14 protein-coding genes and 1 pseudogene are annotated in these 20,209 nt (G+C 68.6%); 4 read left to right on the top strand and 11 right to left on the bottom strand.

Features of this window, described 5'->3' with window-relative positions:
* Nucleotides 1–500: 500 nt before the first annotated feature.
* Nucleotides 501–2,372: a transketolase gene (locus tag OG892_RS37070; protein ID WP_371631371.1), complete on the bottom strand. Its 1,872-nt coding sequence runs from the start codon at nt 2,370–2,372 to the stop codon at nt 501–503.
* A 352-nt stretch (nt 2,373–2,724) separates the two neighbouring features.
* Between OG892_RS37070 and OG892_RS37065 the strand changes: the two genes are divergently transcribed.
* Complete coding sequence (locus tag OG892_RS37065) at nt 2,725–2,970, top strand: DUF6343 family protein (protein WP_073734071.1); 246 nt, start codon at nt 2,725–2,727, stop codon at nt 2,968–2,970.
* Nucleotides 2,971–3,032: 62 nt separating this feature from the next.
* Nucleotides 3,033–3,851, top strand: a complete 819-nt coding sequence (locus OG892_RS37060) for an AraC family transcriptional regulator (RefSeq protein WP_073734700.1) — start codon at nt 3,033–3,035, stop codon at nt 3,849–3,851.
* Here OG892_RS37060 and OG892_RS37055 read toward each other — a convergent pair.
* The 3 genes from OG892_RS37055 to OG892_RS37045 all read right to left on the bottom strand — a co-directional run bounded on the left by OG892_RS37055 (nt 3,841) and on the right by OG892_RS37045 (nt 5,423).
* Nucleotides 3,841–4,017 carry a hypothetical protein gene (locus OG892_RS37055; RefSeq protein WP_371631370.1) on the bottom strand — a complete coding sequence of 59 codons (177 nt, stop codon included), beginning with the start codon at nt 4,015–4,017 and terminating at the stop codon, nt 3,841–3,843. The genes OG892_RS37060 and OG892_RS37055 overlap by 11 nt on opposite strands.
* Before the next feature lie 118 nt (nt 4,018–4,135).
* Nucleotides 4,136–4,450, bottom strand: a complete 315-nt coding sequence (locus tag OG892_RS37050) for a DUF2316 family protein (protein ID WP_371631369.1) — start codon at nt 4,448–4,450, stop codon at nt 4,136–4,138.
* 37 nt (nt 4,451–4,487) lie between these two features.
* Nucleotides 4,488–5,423 carry an aldo/keto reductase gene (locus OG892_RS37045; protein ID WP_371631368.1) on the bottom strand — a complete coding sequence of 312 codons (936 nt, stop codon included), beginning with the start codon at nt 5,421–5,423 and terminating at the stop codon, nt 4,488–4,490.
* A gap of 85 nt (nt 5,424–5,508) precedes the next feature.
* Between OG892_RS37045 and OG892_RS37040 the strand changes: the two genes are divergently transcribed.
* Both OG892_RS37040 and OG892_RS37035 read left to right on the top strand, forming a co-directional pair.
* Nucleotides 5,509–6,132 carry a TetR/AcrR family transcriptional regulator gene (locus OG892_RS37040; protein ID WP_371631367.1) on the top strand — a complete coding sequence of 208 codons (624 nt, stop codon included), beginning with the start codon at nt 5,509–5,511 and terminating at the stop codon, nt 6,130–6,132.
* 110 nt (nt 6,133–6,242) lie between these two features.
* The gene (locus OG892_RS37035; protein WP_371631366.1) at nt 6,243–6,785 is read left to right on the top strand and encodes a hypothetical protein; all 543 of its coding nucleotides are present in this window, start codon (nt 6,243–6,245) and stop codon (nt 6,783–6,785) included.
* Nucleotides 6,786–6,844: 59 nt separating this feature from the next.
* On the opposite strand, the gene OG892_RS37030 is transcribed toward OG892_RS37035, so the two are convergent.
* The 7 genes and pseudogenes from OG892_RS37030 to OG892_RS37000 form a co-directional block, all read right to left on the bottom strand.
* The gene (locus OG892_RS37030; protein WP_371631365.1) at nt 6,845–8,317 is read right to left on the bottom strand and encodes an RICIN domain-containing protein; all 1,473 of its coding nucleotides are present in this window, start codon (nt 8,315–8,317) and stop codon (nt 6,845–6,847) included.
* Nucleotides 8,318–8,331: 14 nt separating this feature from the next.
* Nucleotides 8,332–11,382: a TIM-barrel domain-containing protein gene (locus OG892_RS37025; protein ID WP_371631364.1), complete on the bottom strand. Its 3,051-nt coding sequence runs from the start codon at nt 11,380–11,382 to the stop codon at nt 8,332–8,334.
* Between the two features lie 106 nt (nt 11,383–11,488).
* Nucleotides 11,489–13,129 carry a ricin-type beta-trefoil lectin domain protein gene (locus OG892_RS37020; protein ID WP_371631752.1) on the bottom strand — a complete coding sequence of 547 codons (1,641 nt, stop codon included), beginning with the start codon at nt 13,127–13,129 and terminating at the stop codon, nt 11,489–11,491.
* A 126-nt stretch (nt 13,130–13,255) separates the two neighbouring features.
* The gene (locus OG892_RS37015; protein ID WP_371631363.1) at nt 13,256–14,839 is read right to left on the bottom strand and encodes a glycosyl hydrolase family 28 protein; all 1,584 of its coding nucleotides are present in this window, start codon (nt 14,837–14,839) and stop codon (nt 13,256–13,258) included.
* Between the two features lie 91 nt (nt 14,840–14,930).
* Complete coding sequence (locus OG892_RS37010) at nt 14,931–17,531, bottom strand: glycoside hydrolase family 97 catalytic domain-containing protein (RefSeq protein ID WP_371631362.1); 2,601 nt, start codon at nt 17,529–17,531, stop codon at nt 14,931–14,933.
* Nucleotides 17,532–17,843: 312 nt separating this feature from the next.
* Nucleotides 17,844–17,981, bottom strand: a pseudogene (locus OG892_RS37005) (DUF6807 family protein); the annotation flags it as partial.
* Nucleotides 17,982–17,995: 14 nt separating this feature from the next.
* Nucleotides 17,996–20,125: a glycoside hydrolase family 2 protein gene (locus OG892_RS37000; protein WP_371631361.1), complete on the bottom strand. Its 2,130-nt coding sequence runs from the start codon at nt 20,123–20,125 to the stop codon at nt 17,996–17,998.
* Between the last annotated feature and the right edge of the window lie 84 nt (nt 20,126–20,209).

Genomic DNA, 20,209 nt, shown 5'->3' with positions numbered 1-20,209 from the left:
TGGGCAGCCCGGGGTAGCCGCCGGGCGAGCAGCTCGGCAGCAGGCGGTGTTGAAATGGAGCCCCGACCGCAGCTGGGCCGCACAGATCGCCCGTGCCGCCGGCGGTGTCCCGAAGATCCGCTCCACTGGATGTCCCACCCCGGCCTGGCTTGCCGTAGGCGCCACCTCAGAAGGCTTCGGCTACCGGATTCAGGAGTTCGTACCCGGTCGCGGCGAAGGCCGAGTGACCGCAGCATCAGCACGATGGACATCCTCAGTACCGTCGGCGAACGGGCCGCCGGGCCCGGCGCCCTTGCCTACTGCTTCGCCCACGTCGTCGTTGAACTCACCGCCTTCGTCCACCGACGAGGGCTCGAACCGGGCATTCAGAACGTGAGCAAGCTCCTCGATCGCGTGCTGATCCTCCTGAACCGCACCAACGGGACGGGACCGAACTCAAAGCCTCGGGTCCCTTGTGACCCTGAGCGAGACATGGCGGAAGAACGCTCCCTGACCGCATGTCAGCGGCGCCCGACCAGACCGCGGGCCGAGTCGGCGATGTGGGAGCGGGAGATCCCGGCCGCGTCGAGGAGCTCCTGCGGGGTGCCCGATCCCGGCAGGCCGGTGACGGCGAGGTGGGCGAAGCGCGGGTTGCCGCCGGACGTCGCGAGTGCCGAGAGGACCGCCTCGCCGATACCGCCTTCGGGATGGTGGTCTTCGACGACGACCAGGGCTCCCGTGTCCGAGGCCGCGCGGTGCAGGGTCCCGGCGTCGACGGGCTTGACCGAGTACAGGTCGATCACGCGGGCCGGGATGCCATCGGCGGCGAGTTCGTCGGCGGCGGCCAGGCACTCGTGCAGGGTCACACCGGCGCCGATCAGGGTGACCTGGTCGCCGTCACCTGCGCGCAGGGTCTTGGAGCCTCCGGGCTGGAAGGTTTCGTCCCCGTCGTAGAGGACCGGATAGGCGCCGCGGGTGGTGCGCAGGTACGAGATGCCGTCGATGTCGGCCATGGCGGCCGTCAGGGCGGCGGCCGAGGTCGCGTCGGACGGGTAGAGGACGGTGGATCCGAGGACGGCACGCATCATCGCGAGGTCCTCGACACCCATCTGGGACGGGCCGTCGGCCCCGATCTCCACACCGCTGTGGGTCCCGCACAGGGCCATGGTGACCCCGGAGACGGCGGCCATCCGGATGAAGTCGTGTGCCCGGGTGAGGAAGGCGGCGAAAGTGGTGGCGTAGGGGCGGTAGCCGCGCACGGCCATGCCGACGGCGGTGGCGATCATCTGCTGTTCGGCGATGTAGGTCTGGAAGTAGCGCTCCGGGTGGGCCTTCTTGAAGTCCTCCGCGTGCGTCGAGTTGCCGACCTCGGCGTCCAGGGCGACCACGTCGGGGCGGGCCCCGAGGGCAGCCAGTGCCTTGCCGAAGGCGACCCGGGTGGCGACTTCGTCCCCCACGTCATAGCGGGGCAGCTCCACCGGACCCGCTGCCGGGGCCGGGACGGGCGTGGCCTCCGGGGGCCGGGGGCCGCGCACCCGGAGATCGCGGATGCCGCCCAGTTCCGCCACGGCCCGCTCGGCCAGATCCTCTGGCAGCGGTTTGCCGTGCCAGCCTTCCTGGTCGGCGACCTCGCTGACGCCCTGGCCCTTCACGGTCCTCGCGACGATGACGGTGGGCGCCTGCCCGTCGGCGGCCGTGGTCAGGGCCCGGTCGACCGCTTCGAGGTCGTGGCCGTCGACCACGACGGCCCGGCAGCCGAATGCCTCCGCCCGCCGCGCGTAGGCAGCCGTGTCCCACTGCAGCTCGGTCGGTCCGCTCTGGCCGAGCCTGTTCACGTCGACGATCGCGGTGAAGTTGGCCAGCTGGTGCCGTCCCGCCTTGTCGAGCGCCTCCCAGACGGAACCCTCGCTCATCTCGCTGTCCCCGCAGAGCACCCATACCCGGTAGGGCTGTTTCTCCAGGTCCCGGCCGGCCAGCGCGATGCCGACCCCGTACGCGATGCCCTGGCCCAGCGAGCCGGTGGCCAGGTCCACCCAGGGCAGCACCGGGGTGGGGTGGCCCTGGAGGCGGTGACCGAATCGGCGGTAGGTGGTCATCAGCTCCTCGTCACCGACGACTCCGACGGCCTTGAACATGGCGTAGAGGAGGGGTGACGCGTGCCCCTTGGAGAAGATCAGGTGGTCACCGGCGGGATTGTCCGGCGCCGACCAGTCGTAGTGCAGGTGGCGGGCTAGCAGGACGGCCATCAGATCGGCCGCCGAGAGACTGGAGGTGGGGTGCCCCGAACCCGCGGACGTGCTGGACCGAACGGAGTCCACGCGCAGTTGCTGGGCAAGCTCGAAGATCTGGTGCAGGTCGCTGCTGGAATCGAGCGTGGTCGGTCGGGTGGGCATGGCCGGGCCTTTCGTACGGGTGCGAGGGGGAGAGACCGTGCGACGGGAGACGAGTTCCCTGATCCGGGCGATCCATCACATCTCCGGCCCGCTTGACCTCGTTCGGCCGTGGACCGCGAGTGGAGGCAGCGGTGGCGGCTGCGCAACGGCGACATGTGCGATGCCGAACCGTCTACGCGCTGCCGGTTTCACCCCAATGCACGATGCCGCCTCCTGCTCTCGGTCCCCGGGCAGCTCCAGCGCCACTGCGCATTCCGGCGTTCCGGGAGACCGCCGGCACCGTCCAGGCAGACTCCTGACCGCTACGGTGGCCAAGGGCTGACACGACACGCCGGAGGAGCGCGAGATTCGGATGCGACGAGGCACGGAACCCGCAAACGCTCGCAGTGCGCTGCGCCTCAGGAGAATTCTCGCCACGACGGCTCTGTCGGTCTTCGTGGTGGCCGCGGTGCTGCTCGCCCTCGGGGCGGCTGCCGCCGGTCCCGGCGACACACCGACCCGCACGGAGCTGGCCGTTCTCGCAGGGGTGTGCGCCCTCCTCGCCGCGACCGCCGGCATCGACCTCCTGGTGCTCCGGCGGAGGCTGCGACGCCAGTGATGGCGTGCCTGCCCGTCTCATCCCGGCAGGCGGCAGCCCCGCACCACCCGGGGCCGGCCGGCATGCTCACCCTGGAGGCGCACTCCGGGCCGCGAAGGACTTCCGCCGGGGCGGAGGTGTTCCACGCACACTTCACCGACCACGCCTACCCGGCCCACACCCACGACACGTGGGACCTGATGATCCTCGACGACGGCTCGGTGGACTTCGGCCTGGACGGTCGCCGCCACGGGGCGACCGGCAGCGCCGGCGTCCTCCTGCTGCCTCCCGGCGTCCCCCATGACGGCCGGACCGTTACCGAGTCCGGGTTCCGCAAGCGCAACCTCTACCTTGACGACTCCGTACTCCCGCAGAGTCTGGCCGGCCGGGCAGCGGACACTCCGGTCCTCACTGATGGGCTGTTGCATCGGCGGATCGACCAACTGCACACCACCCTGATCCACGCCGGAGACGGGTTCGAAGCCGAGTCGCGCCTCTCGTTCATCCAAGAGCGGCTTCGCTTCCACCTCACCGCGCTCCAGCCCCGCGCACCGGGGCGTGAGACGAACCACCTCGCCGCCGGGCTGCGAGAACTGCTGGACTCACGAACCCGCGCCGGCCTCTCCCTGCACGAGGCCGCAGCCACCCTGCACGCCCACCCCACCCATCTGATCCGCTGCTTCAAACAGGCATACGGCCTGCCCCCACACGCCTACCTCACCGGTAAGCGCATCGAACACGCACGTCGCCTTCTGCTCGACGGCCACCGACCCGCCGAGGTCGCCACAACTGTTGGCCTGCACGATCAAGCCCACCTGAACCGGCACTTCACACGCCACGTCGGCACCACGCCCGCGCGCTACCAGCGCACTCGCACCGGTTCTCGCACGACTACCCTCTGAGCCCCGCGGCAGAAGCCGGTCTCCAACCGCGCGAAGAGGCGGCACCGGCCTTGCCCGAGACGATCGCCTTGTGGATCACCACGCCCCGGCCGAGGACGACGACGATGCTTCCCATCCCGGCCGGCGCCCACGAAGCGAGCACATCGTCGGCCTGCGGTTGGCCCATCGGCTCCATCGGACCTCCCGCGTCCTGGCCCGCACCGTGCCGACGCTGCGAGGCAGCCTAAGCGCTCCACTGTGCGAGGAGGGAGTGAGCTCGTGCTCCTCTGCGGTCCTGGGCCGGTTCACGCCCTGGTAAAGACGTGCCGTGGGGCGTCGCGCAGTCGGAACCAGAGGCGCGCCCTGAGCCGGGAGCGGTCGTTGAGCACGGTATAGGGGGCAGGCGTACCCCCGGCGTCCAGGACGGCCTGCCGGAGGTAGTCGCGCAGCTGCCATACGTCGACGGGGTCGGATGCGGGGTCGACGTCGAGCGTCCGGCGCAGCCGCTCCGGCGTGAAGGCCAGATCGGTGGCGACGTCGTGGGGCGTGAGCCCGGACAGTGCGAGGTTCTGGGCGAACTCCTCGCCCGTGCGGTGCCGTTCGGCGGCGTTCAGTGTCAAGGGTGACCTCCCGGTGTGGTGGTGCGGGCGAACGGGGCTATCCGACCTCGATGTCGCCGGGGCGCGAGGGAACGGCGTCGAGTGCGGCGAGAGTGGCCTCATCGAGGGTGATCGCGCCTGCCTCGGTGTTCGCCCGCAGGTGCTCAAGGTCGGCGGTGCCGGGGATGAGGAGCGTGTTCGGGGTGTGCTGCAGCAGCCAGGCAAGGCCGATCTGGGCGGGGGCGACGCCCAGCGCCTGCGCGGCTGCGGCGACGGCGGGCTCGTCGGTGACCTTCGGCAGGCCCGCGTAGGCGCCGCCGAGCGGGAAGTACGGCACCCAGGCGATGTCCTCGGCGAGGCAGAGCCGCAGCACGTCCTCGTCGTCGCGCGACACCAGGCTGTAGGCGTTCTGCACGCAGGCGATGCCCACGGAGAGGGCTCGGCGCAGGCCGTCGAGGGAGACACTGCTGAGACCGATGGCGCCGATCTTTCCCTCGTCCCGCAGTTCGGCCATGACGGCGAGCTGATCGTCGAGGTCGACGATCTGGTCGCCTTCGGCTCGCAGGCCGGGACCGTGGTCGGCGCGGCGCAGGTTGACCAGGGGAATCTGTTCGAATCCGAGGCTCTTGAGGTTGTCCTCTACGCCGGCCCGCAGCTGTTCGGGCCGCTGGGCGAGGCGCAGCGGGACGGGACCACCCGCAGCGGGTTCGGCCCCGACCTTGCTGACGACCAGGACGTCGTCCTCGGGGCGGAGGGCGGCGGCGATCACCTCGTTGACGAAGCCCGTGCCGTAGAAGTGGGCGGTGTCGACGTGATCAATGCCCAGTTCGACGGAGCGGCGCAACAGCGTGATCGCCGCAGCGCGATCCAACCGCCGCAGCTGCATGGCGCCGTAGCCGACGCGGGAGACGGTGCGGCCCGCGAGCGCGCCGGGCCCGCCGACTCGTGCTGCTCCGGTGGCCGTGAGCTGGGTAGATCGCGCGGTGGACGTCATGGCAGGGCCGCTCTCATGAGACGATGGAAGTAAACGGAGAGACTCCGTTACCACCGACCGTAACACTAAACGGAGGGCCTCCGCTTTGACCGCGTCAGACTCGACCGCGCCCGACGGATCAGCGAACACGGCTGGGCGCCCGGCCCGCGCCGACGCCCGGCGCAATCGCGAGCGGCTGCTCGAAGTCGCCCGCGATGCCTTCACCGCGACCAGTGGCAAGGCCCCCCTCGACGCCATCGCCCGCGAGGCCGGCGTCGGGATCGGCACGCTCTACCGTCACTTCCCCACCCGCGAAGCGCTCGTCGAGGCCATCTATGCCGCCGAACTCGACGCCGTCGTCACCAGCGCCCCGGCCCTGCTCTCCACGCTGCCGCCCGAGGCAGCGCTGCGTGCGTGGATGGACCGCTACGCGGCGTTCTTCGCGGCCAAACGCGGCATTTCCGATACCCTCCGCGCAGGCTGGGCCTCGGGCGCCATCGCGACACCGGCTACCCGGGAACGGCTCACTGCGGCGATCGCGGTCATCCTCGACGCCGGGGCGCAGGCCGGCTCACTACGGGCGGACGTCGAGCCGGACGAGGTCACGATGATGCTCCTCGGGGTGTTCCTGTCCACGACGGCCGGCAACAGCCCGGAGCTGACGGGGCGGCTGCTGGACCTCGTGGTGGATGCCCTGCGACCGGTAGCGGAAGGCCGGCCGCGGGCCTGAAGAGCGCCCGTCTCACCACCCGCTACGGGACAGACCCGGGCTCGGGGCAATCCCCCGCCGCACCGAGGCACGAATCGCACCGGCCTCCTGCCCTCCAGCCCTGCTCACCCATGGTCCACGTCGTACCGGTACGGGCCGAGGTACATGAAGAAGCCGCCATACGACTGGCTGCCGACGGCTCCGCCGACGGCATGACCATCGCCCTCACCGTATCCATGTTCTTCCTGACCAGCCTCACGGTGGCGGCCGCGCTGACCCTTTCGTCGGCAGCTTCTCTGGCGCACGACATCTTCGCCGGCAGAGACGGGTACGACCGGCGAGCTACGGGTGAGATGCGCACTCTGCGCTGGTCTGCGGTCGCCGTCGGCGCGCCGGCGGTGGTGCTCGCGGTCGCGTTGGAAGGAAGGGAAGTCACCTTCCTCGCCCAGTTCGCCATCACGGCCGCGGCAGCCGCCGTCCTGCCCGGGGCCGACTTCGCCTGGTTCCCCCTGGAGTCGACCGGCCTCGTGTCCGTGCCGGTGGGCTTCCTCACCGGGTGGGCCGCGAGCCGTACGACGGGGTCCGGGCCGAGGTCCAGGGCCCAGTACTGGGCCCTGGAGGAGCGCGCCCTGACGGAGTCGGGATCTGCGGAGCCACCCGGCCGGGTGCGATGACCCCGCCGCGCCCGGGACGACGCCCTGGTTGCAGGTCCAGGCGGGCTGGGCCGCGTCGTTCAGTTCAGGCTCCAGATCTGGTTCGTCCCGCCGGTGGCGGCCCACTGCTGGAGCGCCGCGCCGGGGGCGGTGGACTCCTTTGCCACGTCGGCCACCAAGCCGCTGCTGAGGTTGACCAGGGCGTAGGAGGCGTTGGAGGACGAGGAGTAGGTGCCGGCTGCCTGCAGCGCCCACTGCTGGTTGGTGCCGTTGTCGCAGGTCCACACGTCGAGGCGGGTGCCCTGTGCCGCGGACCGGCCCGGTACCTCCAGGCATTTGCCGCTGTCGGCGCCGACGAGGGTGTAGACGTTCTCGCGGATCCGATGGAGCGCCCATCGCTGGTTCGGCCCTCCGGTGGAGGGCCATTGGATGACCCCCGTTCCGTTGGCGGTGGCGCCGCCGCTCACGTCCATCAGGTGTCCGCTCGCGGCACTGGTGAGGTGGCGGGCCGCGTCGGCCGGGTTGGAGGTGCCCGTCCAGGTGCCGGTCCCCGTGTCGAGCGTCCAGGAGTTCTGCCAGCTGACCGTCACCGTGGTCCCGCTGATGGTCAGGGGAAGCCACACCAGGGGGGACGAGCCGAGATCGCCGGTGTTCCAGCGGTCGCCCGCGTAGATGAAGGTGGTGGCCGCGGTGCCTTGCACCGGGATGATGTTGGCGGTCTGCGAGTTGTACGTCATGGTGCCGGGGGGTGCGAAGGTGCGGAAGGGAGTCCAGGGGCCGGAGAGCGAGGTGGCGGTCGCGTAGACGTTGTCGTTGGTCCGCCAGCCCGTCAGGTTGGATGCGAGCAGGTAGTAACGGCCCCCCGACTTGACCATCGCGGGGGACTCGTAGTCGGGGAAGGTCCGGACCGTACCGGTGACGGTGAGGTAGTCGGACGAGAGCTTCTCGATGCGCAGGCCTTGCTCCGGATCCCTGCGCATCAGGTAGCCGGATCCGTCGGTGTCCTGGAAGACCCCGATGTCCTTGCTCTGGGCGCCCAGTGGCCTCGAACTTCCCCGGTAGTCGTAGGCACCGCACGGAGTCCTGCTGGTGGCCACGCCGACCTTCGCCTCGCCGTAGGAGGGGCTGTCGATGTGCAGGTACATCACATACGTGTCGGTGGAGGCGTTGTAGAGGACCTTGGGGCGCTCCACCACCCGGCCCGGCCCCAGGTCACCGTCGGCCTGCCGGCTCAGCGCCGTACGTTGGTAGGTCCAGTGCGACAGGTCGGTGGACCGGTAGCAGTCGATGGACTGGAAGCTCGTGTCCGCCGAACTCTCGCCGGTCTTGTTCTCGCCGAAGGCGTACCAGGCGGACCCCACTTCGACGATGCCCAGTCCGTGCATCTGAAGGGTGCGGCCCGAGCTGTCGGTCCAGGCCTTGCCGGGGGTGAACGCGCTGGTCGGGTCGGCGTGCGCGGGCTCCACCGCCACCAGCACCATGGCAGCGGCGGCGAGGAGCGTGAGGACGCCGGAGGACAGGCGTCGAATGGACGTCAGGATGCGTGCGAGCACGGCGTCCCCCTTCGCTACAGCAGGGTCAGGCTGTCGATGTTGGCGCCCTGAGCCTGTGTGAGGACGGCACGGACGGTGATGCTGTCCCCCTTCGGGAGGTCCGCGGTGACGGAGGCAGTCGCCCAGGTGTCCCAGCTGCCGGTGGGTGCCATGGCCAGGGTGCCGGCCTTCTTGCCGTTGACGTCGACGGTCACGGGGCGGTCCCTGTCGCTTCCGTTGGCGTAGCGGACGAGGAGTCGCTTCGTGCCGGCCGTCGCGGCGGAGACCGTCCACGCGATGGTCGATCCGTCCGCGGATGTGCCGGTGAAATCGGCGTATCCGGTGCCGGTGTAACCGGGGTGGCTCGTGTCGATGGCGAAGGTGCTGTCGAGCCGTGCGCTCTCGGCCTGGTAGACCGTGCCGCCTCCGACGGCGGGGAAGGCGCCACCGCTGGGTTCGACGGTGGCGGCGTTGCCGCCGCCCTCCGCGACGGGAATCTCCGGCGTGACGACGCTCAGGACCTTCGCCTTCGCGTCCCATACGCTGCCGGCTCCCTTCTCGCTGAGAAGGGCCGCTGCCTCGCTGGTGAAGGCGGGCAGGGTGGCGCCGCCGTTGACCCGCATTCCCACGGGTGCGTCCAGGCCGTGGATGCGGATCACGTAGCGCCGTTTGCCGGGCGCGCCCTCGTACGTGCCCTTCGGGTGGGCGATGACGACACGCTTGGAGGCGTTGGTGTAGGTGAGACGAGTGGTACTTGTCTTCTTGCCGGTCCGGTACGCCTCGGTCACCCCGTCGTCCTCGACGACCTCGAAGGCGCCGTCGGCCCCCGCGTAGACGTCCATCTCCAGCTGCCGCCCGGTGAGGTAGGCGGTGCTCTGCGCGTAGGGGTACCTGGGCAGAATGGCGCCCGCCTTGACGAACAGCGGTGTTTCCCCGGTGCGGGTGGTGTACGGGAGGTCCGCGCTGTCGGAGCCGGTGTGCTTGATGTCCGCCCAGAAGTTGTACCAGGTGGTTCCGGCCGGCAGCCAGATCTGCTGGACGCTCCCGCCGTCGGAGGTGACAGGGGCGACGAGGAGCGAGGGACCCCACATGTACTGCAGGTCGTGGGTGTAGGCCTGCGGCCTGTCCTGATAGTCGATCACCATGGCCCTCGCCATGGGCATGCCGGTGGCGTTGGCCTGGTGGGCGAGCGTGTAGATGTACGGCATCAGTCCGTACCGCAGTTGACCGTACTTGGCGAAGTCCGCCCGCGCCTGGGTGCCCTGGTCGAGCGGCCAGCGCGACGCCAGCTTGCCCCGGTCCTTGGTCGAGGCAGTGCCGTGGGGGCGCCAGATCGGTGCGAGGCTGGACCAGCCTGCGGGCCAGTTGCGGTAGAACGCGTCGGAGATCAGGTTGCCGTCGCCGAAGCCGCCGCCGTCGATGTTGGCGAAGGGAAAGCCGCCCAGACCGGCTGTCTGCATGCCCCGGATCTGGTTCCGCATCTCGTCGTAGGTCGAGCGGATGTCGCCCGTCCAGTAGTGCCCGTAGCGCTGCTGGCCCGCGGTGGCACCACGACTCCAGTTCCAGGGGCGCTTGGCGGCTCCGATGTGCCCGCTCTTGTCGGGGTCCCAGCCCTCCTTGCCGACTGCCTTGTGCACGTTCAGGAAGTAGGCGTTGCGCTCTTCTGCCCAGCGGCGGCCATCAGCCGTCTTCGCCGTGTACGGGATCGCTCCGAGGTCGTCGACCTCATCGATCCACAAGGCGTCGCCGGGGTACTTGAGCGCCGGGTTGAGGGCCTTGTCCCAGAACACCTTCCACACCCAGGCGCGGGTGTCGGGGTTGCTCCAGTCGGGGACGGCGTTGTTCTCCTTCACGTCCTTCAGGTCAGCCGTCGCGAAGCTGTATCCGGGCGGCGGGCCCCCCTTCCATCCCGCCATCTCATTGGTGTTGTTCCGGTTGTAGTCCAGAGTCACGGTGACGCCGCTCCCGGCGGCCCACTTCTGGTAGCCGGCGGGGTCGGGCCAGCGGTCGTGGCTGAACTCGAACCACGATCCGGACCAGGAGCCCGAGCCCTCGCGCCAGCGGTTGTCATTGACCTGGTGGTCGAAGGGGAAGCCGGCGGCGCGGTGCTGGGTGATCTTCTCCCGCCACCAGTTCTGGTCGCTCACGTCGGCGAAGTTCTTGTCGGAGAGCTGGAGCCCGAACACGGATCGCTGAGGCAGCCTCGGACGGCCGGTGAGCTGCGTGTAGCGGTCGAGGAGCTGGGCGAACCGGGGGCCGTTGATCAGGAAGTAGTCCAGCTGGGGGCTCACCCCGCCGGAGTCGTGCCCGTCGGCGAGGAATCCGTACCCGTTCGCCCCGCCGAAGTGGAAGGTCGTGTCGAACGTGGTGTTGAAGAAGACGCCGTATCCCTGGTCGGACAGGTAGAACGGCACGATGGCCGGTGCCTGGTTGTCCGGGTTCTTGGCCGAGGCGTCGGCGTAGTTGTGGGAGACCGTGTCACCGGTGCGGTCGAGCCGCGGTGTGCGGCCGAGCATGCCGTGTCCGGCCTTGAGGAAGCGCTCACCGGAGGACGGCGGGACGAACGCTTCGGTGACGACGGTGTTGTTCGCCCCGCTCCAGGAGATGCCGCGTGTGGCGTCCTCCCTTGTCAGCAGGGCGCCGGTGGCCAGGGAGTAGAACTCCAGCCGTAGTGGCTTCTTGCGCAGCACTATGCGCAGACCGTCGGCCGCGGCGGTGCGGATCTCCAGCGTGTCGTTGGTGACCGTGACCTTGAGGCTGCCGCCGAGAGCGGTATGGCTCTCCGGCTGCACCATCTCGTAGCGGGTGTCGGAGAAGAAGTCCTCCTCGGCGCGGGCCGCGCTCACCCTGACCATCTGGTCTCCGTACGCGGTGAGCCGGAGCCGCTGTCCGCTCACGCTGGTGACGGTGACGCTCCGGCCGCCTTCGACGCTGTGTTTGGCGTAGTCCCCGAGCCGCTCCGTTTCGCCACCGGCCGCGAGGGCGCGCTGCGGCAGAGCGGTGACCGCGCTTGCGGCCAGGGCGCCCGCTGCCGTCGCGAGCACGGTCCTGCGTTTGATCTGTTCGCGCTTCATCGTGTCTCCCATGCCTGAGTGGGTGGGTCTGCTGTTCTCGAAGCCGCGCCGTCACGTCCACGGCCTCTGAGGTGCCTGGTTGTCCGGATCCGGCCGGATCAGAGGCGATCGGAGGCGATCAGCCCAGGCTCCACTTCTGGTTGGCTCCCCCGTTGCAGGTCCACAGCTCCAGCGCGGCGCCGTTGACGTTCCCTGCCGGCTTGTCGCCACCCGTCACATCGAGGCACAGCCCCGACTGGGTACCGGTGATGGATCCGTCGGGGTTGAGCCTCCACTTCTGGTTGGCACCGCCGTTGCAGGTCCACAGCTGCACCGCCGTGCCCCGGGTGGTCCCCTTGTCGTAGGCGTCGAGGCACTGCGAGCCGTTGTAGAGCCGCAGTTCACCTGCGGCGGTGAGCGTCACGGCCTGGTTGGGGCGTCCGTTGCAGTCCCAGATCTCGATCTTGGTGCCGGGCTCCGTCTCAGCGCCTTCCGCGTCCAGGCAGCGCTGGGACGAGGCGCTGATCAGGGGATGGGTCGTGCCGGTGCTGCTGCCGGTGCCGGCCGAGACCCGGTACATGACCGTGCCGTGCGCGGGCACCGACGCGCTGATCGTGCCGCTCGTCGACGACACCGCCTTGGACCACAGGTTGGCGAGCCGGTACGAGGACGCCGCCGGCAGCCCGGCCTCGGCGGCCGTGGTGCTGACGGTGGCGGCGGAACCGTTCTCGTTGGTGAGGGTGACCGACCGGTCGCCGTTGGCCAGTTGCTTGGACATGACGACGTGTCCGCCGGAGGACGAGACGACGGTGCCCTGCTTGCCCAGGGGGTCCTGGTCGACGGCTATGACGTCACTGTTCTCCAGGATGGTGAACGTCGCCGGGCTCGCGCTGCGGATGTCGCTGCCGATGAGCAGGGGCGCGGCCATCTGGGACCAGAGGCTGAAGTGGGTGCGGTATTCGGTGTCGGTCATGCCACCGTTGCCGACCTCCAGCATGTCCGGGTCGTTCCAGGCACCGGGTTTGGCGTACTGCGCCCGTGGCTGGTTCTTGTGGGCGATCTCGATCATCTTCGACCAGGTGTCGTTGATGTCTCCGGTGGTGCGCCAGGAGTTACCGATGGCCGGCGCCCAGTTCCAGGGCGAGTTGGAGCCCCACTCGCAGATGCTGTAGAGGATCGGACGGCCGGTGGCCTTCAGCGCGTCGCCCATCGTCGTGTAACGGGTCTTGGCATCGGCGCCGGTGTTGTTGCAGTTGTCGTACTTCAGGTAGTCCACGCCCCAGGAGGCCCACTGGTCGGCGTCCTGCTTCTCGTGCCCGAGACCGCCGGGGAAGCCGTTGTCCGCACAGGTCTTGGTGCCCGCACTGGAGTAGAGGCCGAACTTCAGCCCCTTGGAGTGGACGTAGTCCGCGACGGCCTTGATGCCGTTCGGGAAGCGCACCGGGTCGGGTACCAGGTTGCCGGAGGCGTTCCGCGAGGGCAGCGCCCAGCAGTCGTCGAGGTTGACGTAGGTGTAACCGGCGGCCTTGAGGCCCTTGGAGACGAAGAGGTCAGCGATGCCCTTGACCATCGCCTCGTTGAACTGCGATCCGCAGCCCGTGGTGTTCCAGTTGTTGAACCCCATCTGCGGGGTCCGGGCGAGGCCGTTCTCGACCGCGGCGGCCTGCGGCGCGGCCGCCACGGTGGCGGCCTGCACGCCGACAGTGACTCCCGAGGTCACCGCGGCCGCGCCTGCCAGGCCACCGACGGTCAGTGTGAAGGATGCGACCGAAGCCGCCATGCGTCGTCTGAGATCATGCCGTTCGTTGAACATGTGCGGCTCCTGAGGATTGTCCCGCGAGAGTGGGGCTGGGCGATGACGAGTTCGTGGGCGGCGGGCTCCCACCGCTTTCCTGGCACGAGCTCGTCAGGAGGTGGCGAATGTGATGTCGGAGGTGTGTTCCTTGATGTCGATCAAGGCATCCGAGGCCTTCTCGATCAGTTCGCCGTTGACCGTCAGATCCGTAATGGTCACGTCGGTGACTCTGCTCGATTCGTCATGCCCCTGGATGATGGAGTGGAAGTCCTCTATGTCCTCGAAGCTGCAGCGGGTCAGTTCCACCTTGCTCACAGGACCCACTCCGTCCTTCTCCTCGGTCCAGATGAGGATCGGAGCCGTCCTGAACTGCCCCTGCGTTCCGTTGTCATAGATCTTCTGGGTCCGGATGTCGATGAAGTGAAGGTCCGTCCAGCTTCCGGATCCCTGGTCGTGGTCCACGCTCACGCCCCGGTACCCCTGGATCACGTCGATGTTCTTGAACCAGATGTCACTGATGTCGGAGGCCCCCTGCATTCCCACCTTCGCGCCGGCGGACCTGGTGTAGGCGACCGAGTTCTGGAATACGACGTCCGTCATCGTGTCGTCGGCCGAGCCCTTCGCACAGAACGCGTCGTCCCCGGTGTAGGCGAAGCACTGGTCGACCACCGCATGCGACGTGGTGACGAGATCGAATCCGTCACCGTGGATCCAGGTGTCGTTGTTGAATATCTTGACGTTGTGGATCTTTACGTCGGTGGAGCTCTGGAGATTGAAGTTCCAGGTCGTCCCGTCCCTCAGCGTGATCCCTTCGAAGGTCAGCCCCTTCGGCTTGCTCCCGTTGGAACCCTTGTAGGACGAGACGATGTTCTCGCGGTTCGGCCCGCTGTCTCCTGACGTCAGTGCGCTCCCGTTGGAATCGATGATCCCCCTTCCCGTGATGGCGACATCGGACGCTCCGTTGATACGGATGTTCGCCGCGCGAAAGTGGTCACCGGTCCAGTCGTAGTCACTGAGCTTCTCCGATCCGCGGAGCACGGCACCGGCTGCCAGGTAGAGCGTGACATCGCTCTTGAGCTCGATCTGGGAGAACTTGTACACGCCGTTCGGGAAGTAGACCGTGCCGCCGCCGTCGCGGGCGTTCGCGTCGTCAATGGCGTCCTGGATGATCGAAGTCATCAACTTGCCGCCCGTGTTGTCGACGCCCGAGTAGTCGTTGATGCTCTTCACCTCGCGACCATTGGGCGACGGCCTCCCCGTTTCCAGCGGGTCGGCCGTGATGGCGAGGTTCTCCAGACCGTTGATCTTGATGACCAGGTACCGCGACTCCTCCTGGGAGAGGGAGAAGGTGAGGTCCCTGCCGTTCGTGGTTGCCTTTACCCCGTAGCTGTGCGGGCTGATGTCATACGAATCGATGTCCTCCTTCGCGGTCACGGTGAATTCGGCTGTTCCGGAGTACGAGAACCGCGCCCAGGAGTAGCCGAAGTTCTTCACGACATCGATCTCGTCCGACTCCACCTTCAGCGAATAGGAGGAACTCTCGTTGAAGTAGGAAGGAGTGGGATACGTCGTGACGGTCGCCGCGGCCGCCGGCTCGGCGGCGTCCGCGCTCCGGTTGCCCATCCGGTCGATCAGCGGCACAGCGAGAACTGCTGCCGCCGCTCCGAGACCGAACTGACGTCGTGAGATGGTCATGGTGTCTGGACCTCCGTGGGGGGAAGCGAGTCGTTCTGTTCCTGTGTTCCTGTTCCTGTTCCTGTTCCTGTTTCTGGGGCGACAGGACAGGTCAGCCGCGGTTCCACTTCTGGTTGACGGCTCCGCTGCACGGCCAGATGATCACCTGAGTGCCGTTCGTCGTGCCGCGGTCGTAGGCGTCCAGGCACTTGCCGGACGCCACGTTGACGATCGAACCGCCGGCCATGACACGCCACCTCTGGCTCGTCGCGTTCGTGCAGTCCGTGATGACGACGGCGCTTCCGTCGGCGCTCGCGCCGTCGCGGACGTCCAGGCACTCGGTGGGGTAGATACGCAGCTGGTTGGAGGCCGTGGACGTCCAGGTCTGATTGGCTCCGCCGTTGCAGTCCCACAACGCCGGGCGGGTTCCGTTGTCCGTCGCGCTGTTGGGCACATCGAGGCAGCGACCGGACTCCTGCCCCTTCAGCGCTCCGGTCGCCGCGCCGCGCGCCCACTTCTGCTGGGCTCCGCCGTCACAGCCACGGATCACCAGCCCCGTACCGGCTCCCGTACCGTGGTCACGGGCTTCCAGGCACTTGCCGGAGGCGGGGTTGAGCACGGAGCCGTCGTCCCTCACCGTCCACGTCTGGGCGCCGGTGTTGTTGCAGTCCCAGATCTGGGCCGCTGTGCCGTCGGCGGTCGCTCCGCCGTCGACGTCCAGGCACTTGCCGGGGAACACCCGGAGCTGCTTGGCCGGGTTCTGCGTCCAGAGCTGGTTGTTGTCGCCGTTGCAGTCCGCGAGCCGGACGTCGGTCCCGTTGGTCTGCGTACCGTCCGGCACGTCGACGCACAGGCCGGACTCCTGGCCCTTGAGCACCCCGTCGGTATCGGAGGAACCGCAGGTCGTCATGGCCTCCGTGTAGGGGCACAGGACCGAGGCGAAGCCGCCATTGCGCTGCATCGCCACGGACAGGGTGTCCGTGCGGGAGACCACCCTGGTCTCGCGTACCAGCGGGCCGGAGCCGTCGCGGACGGTCTCCAGGAGCCACCGGCCGTCGCCGAGGAAGCCGAGCGATGTCTGGAACTTCTTCGCGGACACGGACGAGATGCCGCCGACGTACCACTTGCCGCCCGCCCGGCGAGCCATGTAGGCGTCCTGGCCGGGGGTGCCGGCGAGAAGCCGCGTCTCGTCCCAGGCCGTCGGGAGCTGATCGAGGATGCGCAGCGCCTCGGGCCGGGACTGGTAGCTCTCGGGGTTGTCGGCGTAGTGCTGCCAGCCCGACTCGAACACCACGGCGGTCGCCAGCTCATGGGCGTCGGTGGTGTCCCGATTGTTCATGCTGAAGACGACGGGAGTGAAGTCCATGCTGGAGATGACGTTGCGGGTGAACGGGAGCACGGTGTTGCGGGCGGCCCGGTTGTTCTGCTGTTCCGCGCCGTAGACCGCCTCACCCGTCATGACATGCGGCCAGGTTCGCTGCATGCCGCGCTCCGTGGCGGAGCCGTGGAAGTTGACCAGCAGCTTGAGTTGGGCGGTCTGCGCGAGCACGGTGTCGTACCACTTGAGGGTGGGCTGGGTGTACTCGTAGCTGAAGTCGATCTTCACTCCCGCCACGCCCCAGCTCTTGACGAGGGGCAGCCACTTGTCACGCTGCTCGGCCGTCTGGAGGCCGGAGGAGTTGAACCAGGCGATCACCTTGACGCCCCGCGCGTCGGCGTACTTCACGAGGTCCGGCATCCAGCTGGACTGCCAGCCCTCGTCGACCAGGACGTAGCCCCAGCCGTGGTGCTGGGCGAAGTCGATGTACTTGCGCTGGCGGGCGGGGTCCGAAGGGCTCGAGTGCTCGGTCAGCCAGGACCAGGCGGATGCGCCCGGCTTGATCCAGGAGGTGTCGCTCACCTTGGACGGCTGCGCGAGGTCGTCGACGATCGTGGATTCGGTGACGCTTGCCAGGTCCCCGACGGCGGCGGTGCGCCACGGCGTGGCCAGCGGCAGGGCCGCGGTGACGGGAGCGTTGGTGATCGAGGTGCTGTAGTTCCCGGACCCCGCCCGGTGTGTCAGGCGGCTGCCGGCGTAACGGCCGTCGATGTCCGTCTCGGCCAGCAGCGCGTAACTCGAACCGACCTGGAACAGAGCGGGTACGGCGTAGTCGTTGGCCGGAGCGCCGCCCGCGGTCGTGCTGACCCACTGTCCCTGATCCTCGCGATGGGCCGGGACCAGCCAGGCCTTCGCCGATGCCGGCACTTCCCAGGAAGACGCCTCCCGTTTTACCGTCACGCTCCCGGAGCCGGGCAGGACGTACCGGTATGCGGCGCCGGTGCTCGACACCCGCACCAGGACGTCCAGCCGTGCACCGCCGGAGCCGGTGAAGGAGAGGGTCGTCTCGGTGTAGTCGGTCTTCCGCGAGCGCTTCTTACCTGTCGTCATCGTGTAGGACTCGGTGACCGTCCGGTCCTTGCGCCCGGTGAAGGACAGGCCCTTCGTCAGATCGGCGGCCGTGGTCTCGATCCCGATCGGGGCGGGGTTCAGTACGGCTGCTCCCTGGCGGGAGACCGCGAGGCGCAACACTCCGTCGTCGCCGCCGAGGCTGACCTGTGCGGAGACCGGCGCGTCGGCGGAGGGGCCCGTGACCGTCCACGTGGTGGCCGCGGCGGCGCGGGCGGGAGCCGCGGGGAGGACGACAGCGGCGAGGGCGACCGCGAGCATGTACATGAGTAGGAGGCGTGGACTTCTGAGCTTGCTCCCATACATGGCGAACTCCTTCTGTGGGGGCAGTGCGGCACAGTGTGTAGACCTGTTGGATTGAGCGTCAACGGTCCGCACAAAAATGAACAGAACTCCAACAAGACTTGTCGTGGGGACCAACTGGACGGCGTACTAGGTCACTTGATTGGTGCTGCCGCCCAGAACGGGTGAACGGCACTTACCACCGGTGGGTGCCGAGGTAGGCCTCGGCGTGGGCGCGGTCCCAGGCACCGTCCGCGACCACAACGCGGTAGCGGCAGCCGAAACTCTCCCCGGGAGGCAGTCACCGCCCCAGAAGTTCTGACCGGAGAGATGGGCGCCGGCCAGCTGAAGGCCCTTGTGCCAGCGATGGTCGTTGGGCCGGTAGCCGGAGACGAGACCGCCGGTCAGGGTACGCAGCGGATGGAGGTAGGGGCGCCCGGTCAGGGTGGTCAGCCTTCAGCCGGCACACCGGAATCCAGGTTCCAGGTAACGCTGTCGGTGTGCGTCGCCCCGTCGATCGAGGCCGTCACGGTGACGGTGTTGGCTCCTGAACGCAGCTTCACGCCGGTCCACTTGAAGGTGCGGTCGGCGCTGCTCCGCTTGCCCAGCGACGCGCCGTTGAGCACGGCGGTGACCTCCGACGCGTTCGAGTAGACCTTCAGCTCGGTCGCGGCGTCGGTGCGCGAGGTCCAGCGACGGCTGGTGATGTGGAGAGTCGGCACGGCGGACCAGTTGGCCTTGTACCAGTAGAAGGCGTCCTTGCGGATCTTCCGGTCGCGGGTCACCAGCCCCTTGTCGTTGATTCCGGGCCGGCTGCCCTCGTTGCGCCCGTCGGAGGCGAAGTCGAACATGTTCCAGACGAACGAGCCCCAGACGAAGGGCCGGCCGGCGAGCTGCTTCCAGGACGCCTCGTGCAGCAGGGCCTGGTACTCCTCCGGGTGGAACGAGCCTCCCGAGCTGGGTGCGGAGGGGTTGAGCGCGTGCTGGTCGGGGTTGGCTCCCGCGCCGAACTCGGAGACGGCGAAGCTGCGCTCCGGCAGGTCCTTGTGCAGGCCGTCGGCCCAGCCGCCCAGGTCGTTGTAGGAGCCTCCGTACCAGCCGAAGTACTTGTTGTACGCCGTCGTCTCCGCATGGCCGGCCACCCCGGCGTCGTTGCCGAGGTTGTTGGCGTAGGTGCTGATGCGCTCCGCGTCCTCGCTCTCGACGAGCGAGGCCAGTTGGTCCAGCAGCTTGTTGGTGGGGGCGTTGTCGCTGCGCTGCTCGTTGCCGATCCCCCAGAAGACGATCGACGGATGGTTGTAGTTCTGCCGGATCAGCTCACGCAACTGGGTCTGGGTGCTCGCCGTGAACGCGGCCGAGTCCGTGATGGCGTCCACCAGGGGAATCTCCGCCCACACCACCACTCCCGCGGCGTCCGCGAGGTCGTAGTCCTTCTGGTCGTGCTGGTAGTGCGCCATCCGCACCGCGGTGGCACCGATCTCCTTGATGAGGGCGAAGTCCTGCTCGTGGTCGGCATCGGTGACGGCCCAGCCGACGTCCGCGCGGTCCTGGTGCAGGTTGACTCCGTGCAGGTTCAGGTGGTTTCCGTTGAGTCGGAAGCCGTCTGCGGCGTCGAGGCTGAAGCTGCGCAGGCCGAGCGGCTCGGTGACCACGTCCGTGACGGTGTCGGAGGCGGCGTCCCGGATCTCGACATGGGCGCGGTACAGGTAGGGGTCGGCCAGGCCGTTCCACCGGCGCGGGTTGGCGATCGTGAGCGTCTGCACGACGTCCATGCCGCTGTTGGCCTTGAGCGTCTGCGGCGCGGTGCTCCGGTCGGCCACGACCGTGCCGTTGGCGTGGGTGACGACGGCACGCACCACCACGGAGCGGCCGGTGCTGTTGTTGTTGAACAGGGTCGCCTTCACATCGACGGTCGCCGAGGAACTCGTGACGCTGCGCTGGCGCAGATAGACGCCGGGCCCGGAGTAGTCGAGCATCCGCACCGCGAGTCTGTCGATCGCGTGCAGGCTGACGTTGCGGTAGATGCCTCCCTGGAAGGTGTAGTCCGCGCCCAGCGGTGCGATGTCGGGGTTGGGCGCGTTCGTCACCTTCACGGCCAGAACACCGCTCTCCCCTGGCGTGAAGGCCTCCGTGACGCCGAACCGGAAACGGGCGTAGCCGCCCTCGTGCGTACCGAGGTGGACTCCGTCGACCCAGACGTCCGCTACCTGGTTGACCCCGGCGAACTGGAGGAAGAGCATCATTCCCGAGAGGTTCTCCGGAACCGTCACGCGTTTGCGGTACCAGCCGACGCCCCGGTAGTAGCTGCCGCCGTCGGCGCCGTCCTGCGCGTTCCAGGTGTGCGGGACGCTCAGGGAGTCCCAGGCGCTGTCGTCGAAGCCGGGACCCTCGGCTCCGGTGACGTCGCCCTTGTGGAAGAGCCATCCGGAGTTGAGGCCGAGCCGGACGCGCCGGGCGGGCGGGGTGTAACTCTGCACCGCCGCCGACGAGGCGGCAGCCACACCGCCCGAGGCGAGCGCGGCGAGGACTCCACCCGCCATGGTTCCCAGAACCAGTCGCCGACTTGGAAGTTCGTTCATGACGTGCCTCCGTGGAAAGTGGGGGGCTCCTGGGTGGCGCCTGTCTCACACGCACGGCGGAGGCAGCTGAGCCTGACTCAGGAA

It is taken from the genome of Streptomyces sp. NBC_00341, from assembly GCF_041435055.1.
Classification (GTDB): Bacteria; Actinomycetota; Actinomycetes; order Streptomycetales; family Streptomycetaceae; genus Streptomyces.
Note: the sequence above shows the minus strand (reverse complement) of the source record. Positions and strands in the feature narration are given on the sequence as shown.